10 protein-coding genes are annotated in these 12,372 nt (G+C 58.4%); 3 read left to right on the forward strand and 7 right to left on the reverse strand.

What is annotated here, in order from left to right; genetic code table 11:
* Positions 1-402: 402 nt before the first annotated feature.
* Positions 403-897, forward strand: a complete 495-nt coding sequence (locus ACO07N_RS25775) for a hypothetical protein (RefSeq protein ID WP_421983737.1) — start codon at positions 403-405, stop codon at positions 895-897.
* 80 nt (positions 898-977) lie between these two features.
* Here ACO07N_RS25775 and ACO07N_RS25780 read toward each other — a convergent pair whose 3' ends face one another.
* Complete coding sequence (locus tag ACO07N_RS25780) at positions 978-1,406, reverse strand: VOC family protein (RefSeq protein ID WP_421983738.1); 429 nt, start codon at positions 1,404-1,406, stop codon at positions 978-980.
* 122 nt (positions 1,407-1,528) lie between these two features.
* Here ACO07N_RS25780 and ACO07N_RS25785 point away from each other — a divergent pair, with 122 nt between their 5' ends.
* The gene (locus ACO07N_RS25785; protein WP_421983739.1) at positions 1,529-2,122 is read left to right on the forward strand and encodes a TetR/AcrR family transcriptional regulator; all 594 of its coding nucleotides are present in this window, start codon (positions 1,529-1,531) and stop codon (positions 2,120-2,122) included.
* A 117-nt stretch (positions 2,123-2,239) separates the two neighbouring features.
* On the opposite strand, the gene ACO07N_RS25790 is transcribed toward ACO07N_RS25785, so the two are convergent.
* From ACO07N_RS25790 to ACO07N_RS25800, 3 genes are all read right to left on the reverse strand, one after another.
* Positions 2,240-4,204: a BspA family leucine-rich repeat surface protein gene (locus tag ACO07N_RS25790; protein WP_421983740.1), complete on the reverse strand. Its 1,965-nt coding sequence runs from the start codon at positions 4,202-4,204 to the stop codon at positions 2,240-2,242.
* A 486-nt stretch (positions 4,205-4,690) separates the two neighbouring features.
* Positions 4,691-6,928 (reverse strand): BspA family leucine-rich repeat surface protein, encoded by a 2,238-nt coding sequence (locus ACO07N_RS25795; RefSeq protein ID WP_421983741.1) that lies wholly within the window; start codon positions 6,926-6,928, stop codon positions 4,691-4,693.
* A 467-nt stretch (positions 6,929-7,395) separates the two neighbouring features.
* A complete protein-coding gene (locus tag ACO07N_RS25800; protein ID WP_421983742.1) occupies positions 7,396-7,815 on the reverse strand; it encodes a nuclear transport factor 2 family protein in 420 nt (139 codons plus the stop codon).
* A 216-nt stretch (positions 7,816-8,031) separates the two neighbouring features.
* Between ACO07N_RS25800 and ACO07N_RS25805 the strand changes: the two genes are divergently transcribed.
* The gene (locus ACO07N_RS25805; protein WP_421983743.1) at positions 8,032-8,742 is read left to right on the forward strand and encodes a DUF1287 domain-containing protein; all 711 of its coding nucleotides are present in this window, start codon (positions 8,032-8,034) and stop codon (positions 8,740-8,742) included.
* A gap of 25 nt (positions 8,743-8,767) precedes the next feature.
* Here ACO07N_RS25805 and ACO07N_RS25810 read toward each other — a convergent pair whose 3' ends face one another.
* The 3 genes from ACO07N_RS25810 to ACO07N_RS25820 all read right to left on the reverse strand — a co-directional run bounded on the left by ACO07N_RS25810 (position 8,768) and on the right by ACO07N_RS25820 (position 12,165).
* Positions 8,768-10,585: an SLC13 family permease gene (locus tag ACO07N_RS25810; RefSeq protein ID WP_421983744.1), complete on the reverse strand. Its 1,818-nt coding sequence runs from the start codon at positions 10,583-10,585 to the stop codon at positions 8,768-8,770.
* A gap of 183 nt (positions 10,586-10,768) precedes the next feature.
* Positions 10,769-11,923 (reverse strand): HlyD family secretion protein, encoded by a 1,155-nt coding sequence (locus tag ACO07N_RS25815; RefSeq protein ID WP_421983745.1) that lies wholly within the window; start codon positions 11,921-11,923, stop codon positions 10,769-10,771.
* Positions 11,920-12,165, reverse strand: a complete 246-nt coding sequence (locus ACO07N_RS25820; protein WP_421983746.1) for a DUF3302 domain-containing protein — start codon at positions 12,163-12,165, stop codon at positions 11,920-11,922. The genes ACO07N_RS25815 and ACO07N_RS25820 overlap by 4 nt, the downstream gene beginning before the upstream one ends.
* Positions 12,166-12,372: the final 207 nt, after the last annotated feature.

The raw sequence follows: 12,372 nt of genomic DNA on the forward strand, positions 1-12,372 counted from the left end.
TCGTTCCGGCTGAAGCGCAGCGGAAGGCCGGAGACCAGTAGCCACTGTTTCTCCTTCTTCTTTTAGGGTCAGGACCCTAGCCTCTCGTCATAGGGAATACTGGTTCCCGGTCTTGCCGCGTATGCGGCAAACCGGGACGACAAATCCGGGCAAAAAACACCGTATCCAGAATTGGTGACGATCGGAATTATGTCGCTTTCTTAAAGACAAAAGCTCGAAAATACTGTTGTAAACCGGACAGCGGTAGGACATTTGCAGGAAGATCAGGACCCGCCTTTTTGTCCCCGCCCGAAACAAGGAAACGTGAGAATCTCACAGTGCAGTTGTGTCGGGGATGCGACATGGACTAGAAACAGGTGACGCCACCTGTTGAAACACCTCTTCTGGATCTTGGACTGCTCAATGCGACACACTGTCATCTTCAGCCTTTGCGCCCTCGTTCTTGCCGCTTGCCAGTCCTCGTCCAACCAGTCGGCATCCCTGGGCAACCAGCCCCGGCTTGACGTCCCCGCTGGCGCACAGAGCGTCAATATCGGCGCCGACCCGGGAACCGTCAGGGCAGCGCTCGTTTCCAGCGCCAGGGAAAGAGGCACGGCCGTCCTTCAGGACCAGCCCAACATGGTCATTCTTGAACGGCCGATGGCGGGTGAAAACCCTGCACTGGACAGCGAATTCGGTCCCTCTGACAACGGCGACCGGGTGATCCGCATCCGTGTCCGCTTTACCGGAACCCAGTGCCAGACGCTCGCGGTCCAGGACCTTGCCGTCATCAACAATGTGCGCACCGCCCTGGAACAGAGCTTCGTGCTGCCCGGCAACCCGAACACGATGCAGAGCCTGCAGGGCCTGAAATCGCGCGCCGAGCAAAGCAGCAGCTGCCCGCCGGTTGCGTCCTGACCGGGCAGACTGCCGCTTCCTTGCCTCACCTCACCTGAATTGCAGACCCCGGCCGGCCGGTGGCGTTGCTGCCGTGCCCGTCACACGGAAACGGCTTCCGGAGCAAACTGCGCGAGGAATTCCGCGCTTGGCGGGATCGGCTTGATCACGTCGATCATGACGCCGTTGGGATCCTGCGTGATGAAGTGGCGCTGACCGAACGGCTCGTCCCTGAGTTCCAGCAGCATTGGCAGGCCGCTTTGCCGGAGCGTTTCGTAGATCGTGTCGACATCCTCCACTTCGAAATTCAGCAGCAGGCCCCCTGCTCCGCTCCCCCGCCCGCTTGCCGGGATCGTTTCATGGGTCTTGTCCAGAACAGCCAGGTTCACCTTTTCATCTTCCTCTGACTGGAGATGCACGTACCAGTCAGCTTCGAAGACCGCCTTGAACCTGAAGTGCTGCTTGTAGAATGCGGCCGTTCCCGCGACATCGCCCGTCAACAGGACGGGATAGTATTGCGTCGTTTTCATTTCATCCTCCAACCGGTTTCCTCGGGACCCAATCGCCCGATTTCCTTCAAGCAAGGCTTTTCATGCGCCTTAAAAAAACATACAGTATGTTTGTAAGTAAGATAAACATACAGGCTGCATGTATGCAAGAGGAAAAATCACGCCGGACCCAGGCCGAGCGCCGTGCGGAAACGAGAACCGCCCTGCTGGACGCCGCGAGACAGCTGATCGTGGAAAAGGGATATGCGGAGACGGCAACGCCGGAAATCGTGAAACTGGCCAACGTCACGCGGGGCGCGCTCTATCACCATTTCCAGGACAAGGCGGATCTCATGCGCGCACTTGTGCGTCAGGAATCGCGGGCAATTGCAGAAGAAATCGATGCGAACACGGACACCGGCCAGTCGCCTCTCGACGCATTCATGGCCGGGGCAAAGGCGTATTTCTCGGCCATGTCCCATCCAGGCCGCGCCCGTATCCTGCTCCTTGAGGGTCCTGCCGTTCTGGGGGTGGAGGAAATGGCGGCGATAGACCGCGAAACGGGTGGCGCAACGATCCTTGAAGGCCTGCGCCACGCAGCAAGCCACGGCGCGCTCAAGGGCGTTCCGCTGGAACCCCTCGCCGACCTGCTGTCTTCCGCATTCGACAGGGCGGCGCTGGCCATCGCAAACGGTGAGGACAGCAAGGCCTACGAAAAGGCGACGCGGCTTTTGCTCGAAGGCATGCTGAAACCGTGATGCATACAGGGGTCGGCGCTGTTCCGGCACCGGGTGGCGATCCTGATAATCGCGGAGCCAGGTCCTTTCGCAGTCCATCTGCCCCTGGGAACAGAAGGTCAATCCGCTTGCAGCCGGTTACACGAAGATGAACTGGTCCGCGCTAAGGTCCGACATGGACACCGCCTCCAGCCGCAGGGTGTCTCCGGTGCTGAACGTGATTACGGTGTCGGTCCCGGAGCTGCCGGTTTCCTCGCTCATCATCGCCTGCAGGGAAGCGAAGTCGGTCGCCTGCAGCGAACCAATCTCGATCAGATCTTCCGCCTCAAAATCGGTAATCGTGTCCTGGCCATAGGCGGCTTCAAACACAAACGTGTCACTGCCGGTTCCACCCGTCAGAATATCATTTCCGGACAGACCATCGATCCGGTTGTTGTTGTCGTCGCCCGTCAGCGTATCATCGCCATATGTCCCGAGCAGGAAGGTCTGTGAATCCGTTGCCACGAACTGGAAATTGTCCGCACTCAGCTCGGCAATCGTCAGCCCCTCCAGCAGGATCGAATTGTCTGCGTCGATGGTGATAAGCACGCCTTGCGATGATTCAGTCAACAGCAGATCGCTGAAACTCGTAAAGCCCGTGTGTTCAAAACGCAATACATCAGCGTTCGGGTTAAAATCGGTGATCGTGTCGTGACCGAAATCGCCCTCGTCGCCGCCATAGTCACGGAAAACGTAGGTGTCAGCCCCGTTGCCACCGGTCATGACATCATTGCCAGCACCGCCGACGATCCAATCGTCATAGAGGGTCGCCATGATGATATCGTCCCCTCCAAGCGCGTGAATGGCCTGTGCCTGGCTTGTAGTTAAATAATGAAAATTGTCGTTTACGTTATCGCCCGCGTGAATGTTTCTGCCATCGGCATCGGTCGTTGCCAGACTACCGCCGACGGTCCAGCCGTAGACCTCCTCCAGATGGTTTTTCGAGGTGAGGTCCGTATAGGTCAGCCCTTCTGCACCAAGGACAACGTCATCGTTGATGTTTGTTTCGCCGGCAGCCGCGTCGAGCGTTGCCCAGCCGGCGAGCAGCTTGTCGAAATTCCCGGTACTGAAGTTCGTGCTGTAGTCCAGCATTTCTTTTGCGGACGTGAGCGAAGAGATATCCCAGCCGCCTATGTTCTGGTCAAACGTGTTCTGCTCGCCGTCCGTGTCCAGGCTCTGAAACATGAGGTCCATGTTTTCAACCTTGCTGACGTCCCAGGCACCGATGTCCTGGTTGAAGCTCTTGGTGCCGGCAAACATATGCTGCATGTTTGTCACGTTGCCGACATCCCAGCCGCCGATGTCCTGGTTGAAGCTTGTCGCTGCCGCGAACATGGCGGTCATGTCACGAACAGCGCTCACATCCCAGCCGCCGATATCCTGGTCGAAGCTTGTCGCTAATGAGAACATGGAGGACATGTCACGAACAGCGCTCACATCCCAGTTCAGCACATAGGCTTCGTTGAAGTCCGTATTAAAGGCAAAAAGAGTGGAGAGATTAGAGTTTTCCTCGTCGACAAGCGCCTGGATTTCCTCGTCCGTCGGCAGATTGGAAAACCCTGTTTCATACGCAATCGCCTCTTTGATGCGCTCTTCGAGGACCGCGTTCCCCGCGCTGTCAGTGAACCGGTAAACATCGCTCGCAATCTGGGACAGCTGTTCGGCAGAGACTTCCACACCGTTGTTGCTGCCCTCGTTGCCCGCACCGTCAGAACTTGAATCCTCGTAGATCTCCTGCCGGATTTCCTCGAGCGGGTCGGATGCCTCACCCGTGCCGATCTGAATGGCTGTTGTGGTTGTGATGGTCTCCCCACGACGGGAAGCCGTGACCGCGATCGTGTAATCCCCATCCGGCAGCTCTTCAGGACTAAACCGGAAAATACCGCGCCTGTTGGCCGTGGTCTCGATCGTCTCGACCACGTTGCCCTCATCGTCTTTCAGAACGATGGTTACATCGGACCGTCTATCCGCCCGGCCAACAATCCTGCTCGGCGCGGATGAGAGGTCGTAGTCGTCCACGTATCGTCCATCTTCGGTTCTGATCCGGATGATAAAGTCACGCATCTGGTTTACTCCAACGCTTTGCCAACACCCGCATTGCGGTGCGGCTGCCAAGGCACTGCACCGGAAAATGACCTCCGCAAAACGGCGAGATGTCAGAAATATCTACGAAAAAGCGTAAAAGAGAGCTGGATTGGCAGTTATGCACCAGAGAGCCAAATTAATCTTTTGGTAAACATAAAAAGATCAATTTTTACAATAATTTAAAATGTAATTATGCTATCTGCGCAAGATATAGCCCAGAATTTTTTCCCGCTTAAGTTGGAGCGTCTCAAGTGAAACGTTTCCGGAATCGTTGATCCGGCGACGTGGAAAATCCGCGATGGTTGCCGTCCGGGATAACGAAGAAAGCCTGAAACGCAAAGGTCTCAGGCAATCCTCTTGAACGGGCAAAATCTGAACGCGGACACGTAGCGCTCGCCTGACCAGGCTGGGCCTGTCCTGCATGCCCAAGCCGCAAAGGGGACGAATCTCGCCCGTGCTGCCTAATCAAAGGAAGCTGAATTCGTCGGCAGTGAGCGTGTTTGCGGAGACATTCTCAAGCGTCAGGGTATCGCCATTGCCGAAGTCGATCACGGTGTCTGCCCCGCCGTTTTCTTCTGCCATCAGCGCCAGCAGGGCATCGAAGTCATTGGCAAGCCCGGCGTCGATTTCGATCTGGTCCTCCATGCTGAAATCGACGATCGTGTCCTGCCCATAGCCCTCCCTGAAGACAAACGTGTCCTCACCGTCACCGCCGGCAAGCAGGTCGTCGCCACTGCGACCGTCCATCCGGTTGTTGTGTTCGTCGCCGGACAGCATGTCGCCGCCGGTGCTGCCAAGAACAAATGTCTTTGAATCCGTTTCCCAGAATTGGAAATCGTCCGCATGAAGGTCGGCGATTGTCAGCCCCTCCAGCAGGATCGTGTTGTCGGCGTCGATTTCTATGAGGACGCCCTCGTCGGTGTCCGTCGCTTTTTCCAGAAGCTCGCCGAAGTGCGTCAGGCCCGTCAGTTCGAGCCGGATCACGTCACCGGCACCCGCACCAGCCTCAAAATCGGTGATCGTGTCATGACCGAAATCGCCCTCGTCGCCGCCATAGTCGCGGAAGACAAAGGTGTCGGCCCCGTTGCCACCGGTCATGACATCATTACCCGCTCCGCCGACGATGAGATCGTCATAGTCGGAAGCTATGATGGTATCATCCGCGTCGAGCGCATGGATGGCATGTGCCTGATTTGCAAGCGTAAAGTTGAAACCTTCTTCGCCGTTGTTACCTGCATAGACGATCCTGCCAATGGCGTCGGTTGCCGCCTGGCTGGCGCCCACAAAGTTCCAGCCATAGACCTGCTCGAGATGGTTCATCGAGGTCAGATCCGAATATGTCAGCCCGTTGGCGCCGAATTTGACACCCGCATTGATATTCGTCTCGCCGGCCGCAGTGTCGAGCGTTCCCCATCCGGCGAGCAGCCTGTCGAAGTTCTCCATGCTGAAATTTGTATTGTTCTCCAGAAAGCGGTCCGCATCTTCGAGCGACGAGATGTCCCAGCCGCTGATGTCCTGGTCGAAGATGTTCCGGCTACTGTCTGTGTCGGGGCTAAGGAACATGCCAAACATGGTCTTGACGTTGCTCACATCCCAGCCGCCAATGTCCTGGTTGAAACTTTTGGCATACCCAAACGTGCCGCGCATGTATTCGACACTGCCGACATCCCAGCCGCCGATGTCCTGATTGAAACCCGTCGAAAGCATGAACGTGAAGTTCATGTTCGTGACGTCACTGACATCCCAGTCGAGTACATACGATCCGTTGAAATCGCGCTGGAATGTGAACAGATGTGAGAAGTCGGCATTCGCGAGGTCAATGACCTCTTGAATTTCCTCATCTGTCGGCACTTCGGAAAAGCCGGAATGAGTTGTAATTCGGTTCTGGATCATGCGTGCAAGCACGGCGTTCCCGTCTCCATCAGAAAACTTGAAAACGTCATCCGCTATCAGAGCCAGTTGCTCGGGGGTCACCCAAACACCGTTCCGGCTGCCGGATCTGCCGTATCCGTCGGAGCTGCTGTCCTCATAAATCTCCCGCCGGATTGCCGCGATCTCCTCGCTCTCGGCCTCCGGACTCACGGCAGCCTGAGCCTCAGCCGGCACGCTGGTCACGACCGCGTCGTTCGGTTCGGGGGGATTTTCCAGAGTTAACGTCACATTTTGTGTGGCTGTGTTACCGGCGGCATCCTTGGCCTCAACGGTATAGCCGCCTGCCTGCAAGCCCTCGGCCTCGAGCGCAATTTCCCAGCGCCCTTCGGCATCGGCCTGAACTGTCGCAACCGCGTTTCCTTCATCATCGAATAGAGTGACCGTTGCGCCGGCTTCCGCCAGCCCGTCCATCACCAGCATCTGAGTGCCGTCAATGACGTTTTGTGAGACGTTTTCGATGACGGGCGCTTCGGTGACCGTATCGATCTGGATGGCGGTGCCCACAGTCACCGTCTCGCCGTCCCGCAGCGCCGTGACCTCGATCGTGTAGTCTCCATCCGGCAGTTCATCCGGGTCAAACCGGAAAACGCCGCGGCCGTTGGCAGTCCTTTCAATGGTTTCGACCACATTGCCGTCCGCGTCCTTGATGACAATTGTCACGGGGGACCGGCTGTCTGCCTGACCGAAGATCCTGCTCGGTTTGCCGGACAGGACGTAGTCATCGACATAGGTCACGTCGTCGGTTCTGATTCGGGTGATGAACTCGTCCATTTCGTTTACTCCATACTTGGCTGGCGCTAAAGTGTCAGTACCCGGACCACCGCAAAGCCCGCGTTCAGACGTCTCCCGGTCCGTTGAGCACCAAACTGTTTTCAGTCGGAAGCCGAAGCTTTGAGAACGCTCCGCAAATCCTGGCGCCGACACGGGATTGCCGCTGTTTCAAGAAACAAATTAGGGGCGAATTTCCGGCGCACGTTATGCAAATCACGCTCGTTTTAACGTTTTGGTAAACATGAAAAGATAAATTTTTTCAATAACTTAATCTTGCATTGCACATTCTGCGCAGGCCTGAACCTTAACCTTCAGAACCCTTCATGCGTGGGTGCCACACGTATTGCATCCAGCGCGCCGCCGTCGTCATGCAAGGCGCACCGGCGTGCGCGCATTTGCAGAGATGCGGCAATGGAGACCTCACCAATCACGCATTCAGGTGGGCATGGTCAATCCGGACGTCCGCCTCAGCCGCGCGCCGCCGAAATGAGCCCGGCTGTGTCGTAGAATTCGTAGAAGAATACGATCTTTCCATCCTTGAACTTCACGAAATCCAGCTTCGGCGTGTCCAGCAGCGTGCCGGTATTCCTGTTCGTCCAGGCCGTTGAGCCGTAGGCACAGATCCGGTCGCCATCGACGACATATTCGTCGATCGTGTAGTGCTGCATCGACCAGTCGGCTTTCAGTCCGGAAAGGTACTGGATCACCTCGTTCTTGCTGCAGCAGGGTTTGGTGAAATCGACGCTTGGATCCTGTGCCATGGCCAGAGAACGGAAATCAACGGTGTCGTCAAAAAGGTCCAGCCATGCATCGACGCTCTCACCTTTGGTATCATTCCACAGTTCGTAGCAGCGTTTCAGGGCGTTCAAATTGTCAGCAGAATTCATGGTGCCATCCTCCCCATCGGACAAAGCAGAAAATCCATGATCGCAAAAAATACATATGCACTTCAACCCAAGATAGATTTATTCATCTATTTCTCTCTCTACGTCACCTCCGAACAACGCCGCGATCAGGACAGTCGGCAAAAAATCCCCCGCCCGCCCCATTCCTGACTCAGAATCCGCTTATTTCGGGAGTTGGGCGTGAAAAATGGATGGCGGATGAAACGCAGAGAGTTTCTGATCGGAGCGGGGTGTGTTGCCGGAGGCGGTCTGGCGGCCACGGCCATGATACCGGGGCAGCTCGAAGCGGGCCTGCAGATTGCGCAAGACGCAATCGCTTACAACAGCCCCCCCCTTGTCCGGATCAATTTTCAGCGCGATCCGCTTGAGGCGGAACCCTGGGCCGAAAAACTGATTTCGGCCGCAGAAGACCAGATCGGCATCACCGTCATATACGACCCCGCCTATGTCGGCCTCTCCTTTCCCAACGGCGACCTCCCGCGCGAACGCGGCGTTTGCACGGATGTCCTCATCCGCGCCTATCGCGACGCTTTCGACTTTGACCTGCAGGAAGAGGTCAACGCGGACATGACGCGCGATTTCAGGGCGTACCCGAAGATCTGGGGGTTGAAACGCCCCGACAGGAACATCGACCACCGCCGTGTCCCCAATCTCAGGACGTTCTTCGAGCGCAAGGCGGCGTCGCTTCCGTTGAGCAACGACCCGTCCGACTACCTTCCCGGGGACATCGTCTCCCAGATGCTGCCCGGCAACCTGCCCCACATCGCGATCGTAACCCACTACCGCTCACAGGACGGCAAGCGCCCGCTTGTCATTCACAACATCGGAGCGGGAACCCGCCTGGAAGATCGCCTGTTCGACTTTCCCATCACCGGTCATTACCGTTTCCGGCCCGGCGTGAACAGCTGACGGTGACATCTGCTCGCGCTTCGCCTCAATACGGAAAGAACAGCGGCGCGGTGACGACCGTGATGATGCCGGTCAGGATCGTGAGCGGAATACCGAGCTTGAGAAAATCCGAAAAGGAATATCCGCCCGGGGTCACGACCAGCGTGACCACCGGCGTCGAGACAGGCGTGGAAAAGGCCGCGGAGGCTGCAATCAGCACGGAAATCGCGAAGGGATATGGCGACACCTGCACCGTTTCGGCCGCCGTGATCGCGATCGGCACAACCAGTACCGCCGAGGCGGTGTTGGACAGCACGAGACCGAGCAGAGCGGTCAGGAGAAACAGGGCTCCGGCCATGACGCTCGGGTTGGCCTCTCCGACAACATCCAGCAGGAAGCCGACGATCAGTTCCGACCCTCCGGTCACCTCAAGAGCGTTTGCCAGCGGCAGCATCCCCGCGATCAGGACAAGCGTCGGCAGGCTGATGGATGCATAGGCATCTTCCGCGCTCATGGTCCTGAAGAGGATCGCAGCGAGTGCGGCCAGCAGAACGGCGATTGTGACGGGAACGAGATTGAGCGCGCTCAGCACGACCATCGCAGCTAGGATGCCAACCGCAACGCCGTATTTCGGCAGGTTGGGCACCGCATCCTGCCGCTCCTTCGGATAGGCCAGAAGCACGAAATCGTCCCGCTGCTCCACAAGCGTGTCAAGCTCGTCCCAGGGACCGAGCACCAGGAGCCGGTCTCCCGCCTTCAACTGTGTATCCTTGACGTCTTCCACCGGTTCTCCGCCCCTCAGGAAGCCGAGCGCATCCAGTTCGCGCGCATCATGAGAGAGGGCTTCTTCCGGCTTTTCGCCGATCACCGTCGCTTCCGGGTGTACCATGATGTCGGCAATGCCCAGGCTGTCCTGCCAGTCCTCGGGCCTCACGCCGAGCGCGGACCTGCGGGTGAAATCCGGCCGCGCGGCGATTGCATCAAGGACCTCCTGCGGCCCGTTGACGAGGACCAGGTCGTCACGCCTCAGTTCCATGCCGTCGCGAAAAAGGACCGTTTCCCGCTCCCGGTTGCGGTCGCGCCGGCGGCGGGCAACAAAGTTCACGCCCTGCGCTCTGAATTCACGGATCTCGTCGATGGAGACCGGACCGCCGACCCAGTAGTCGTAGACCTCCCCGCCGATCTGGTAGGTCATCCAGAGTTCCGCCGCTGCGCGGGCCGGACGCTTGCGTTTCGTCGTCTGTGCCGGTTCGCGCGAGCCGAGCAGGTGGCGCCCCCACAGGAGCATGTAGGCGATCGTCGCCGCGAGAATGAGAACACCGAGCGGGAAAAACGAAAAGAACCCCAGTGCCTGGTACCCTTGCGCCACGAGTTCATCGCTGACGACGAGGTTCGGGGTGGTCGCGATCAATGTCAGCATGCCGCTGATCAGGGCTGCATAGGACATCGGCAACAGCAGGCGCGACTTGTCCAGGCCGGTCTCCGCTGCAATGCGCAGAACGATGGGAATAAAAATTGCGACGACGGCCGTGGAACTCATCACGCTGCCGAGAAACCCCGCGCTGACCATCAACAGGATCATGAGCCGGGTTTCGTTCGTCCCGCCCCGTTTCAGGATCAGGTCGCCGACGGACCGCGCCACGCCGGTCCGCTGCAGCATCTCGCCGACCACCAGCAGACAGGCCACCAGAATCACCACGGAACTGCCGAAACCAGACAGGGCCTGACCGACGGTGAGAACATTCCCCAGGACCAGCGAGACGACGACCAGGAGGGCGACAAGATCATAGCGCACCCGGTTGCTCGCCATGAGGACGGCGGCCACCCCGATCAGGACAAAAACGAATGCGGTATCAGATGTCATTGCAGACTGCGCTCTCTCACACTGTCGCCCAACCGACTGCCCGGGAGCACGGTGACGTCAAGTCTTCATTCTTGTCCGAATCTTGCCATTGCGAAAGCAATTTGGGCTCGAGCCGGCAAATGGTGACGACCGTGTCCGGTTTCGCGAAGAACGGCTCCGTGGACCGGACCCCATTCGGCAGGGTCAATTCGGGATGATGTAGTTCAGCCAGGCATCCATCCGGATCATCACTTTGCGAATGATGTGTGTCGACTGTACCGAACTTGTGTAGATCGCCGCCGTTCCGCCCGCCCCGGCCGGGATCTCGGAATAAAGGTCGGCGCGATCCGTAAGCTTAAGAACAACACCCATCAGTTCGTTCGGACCGGAAAGCTGCGCCAGCGAAGGCAGCACACCGTTCGGAGGGATCTGGGCCGCCGCGTTGATGGGGACGACCTCTTCGACAACGGCACCAAAAATCTGCCCCGGGAAATGAGCGAACGTAACCTCGGCTTGTTGGCCCTGGCGCACGTAGCGCAACCGGGATTGCGGGATCGCGACCACCAGACGGCGCTGTTCAAAGGGCACGAACGCCATCCAGGACCGAAGCGGCAAGTTGGCAACGCGTTGTCCGGCCTGAAGGGTCAGGCTGACGACGTAGCCATCGGACGGGGCGCGCACGATGGTCTGCTCGAGGTCGAATTCTGCCCGTCGCAGCTCCGCTTCGAGACGTGCCACGGTCGTATTCACACCATCGATGTTCGAGGTATAGGCGAGACGCGCCTGTTCCGCCGTTGCGACCGCACGCGAAAGCGTAGCTTCCGATGCGACATAGGTGAGCCGGCGTTGCTCCACATCGCTCTCGCTGAAGGCGAGGCTCCTGTTGCCCTCCGATCTGGCGCTTTCATTGGCGGTTTGATAGCGCTCGAATTCGTCCTTGGACCGGTCTCGCAGTGCCTCGGCTTCCGCGACGGCTGCCTGGGCCGCTTCAAGGGCCGCACCCAGTTGCGGTACTGCCTGCCGGGCCTCCGCCAGAGCTGCACGGCTCTGATCGACGGCCGCCTGAAACGGGGTCGGATCAATCTTGAAGAGTTCCGCGCCCGCGGCAATCGGCACCAGCGGCTCGGCCGGAACCTCTGTGACTTCACCGGTGACATTCGGAACAATCTCGACAACGTTCTGGTAAAGCCGGATCGGGCCTGAAGGCGCACCCCACTGCATCGGAATGAACAGGACCACGAACAGCACGAGCATCCAGAGGACGGGCGAGAGTTTCCAGAACGTGTTGAAGGGTATGATCTTGAACTTCACCAGGCCGGCAAGAAGGGCGCAGTAACAGAGCGTCAGAAAAACAATCATGCCTTGTTCCCGGCGTCACGCTCCGCCGCCCCGGCCGCGCCGTCCGCATAGGCCCAGATGAAGGCAAGCGGCATCAGGATACCGAGTGTCAGTGCACCCCAGTATCCGCACACCCTCACGGCATCTGCGCGTCGATGACCGCGCTGATCGGCAATGCGTCCGGGCGCGATTGCCAGGAACACCCAAATCGCAACGGCGGACAGGCCCAGAACGATCAGAACAAAAAGAGCGAAATACATCATCGTGCTGTTCCACTTTCCCCTGTCACGGCGTTCCGCGCACCCGCGAAGACGCGCTCATGAAAGTCAGGCAGTCCTCCGGTCGCACTCCCCTCGTTCCGAGGGAACACCCGCCCGAAACGCCCTCCAGGCCGTTTAGTCAGTCGTATGTTGCCCGTATTCGTGTAACGTTTTAAATACATTAGCCAACGTACGCGTGGCCCGCCACTC

The organism is Roseibium sp. (genome assembly GCF_965229775.1).
Classification (GTDB): Bacteria; Pseudomonadota; Alphaproteobacteria; order Rhizobiales; family Stappiaceae; genus Roseibium.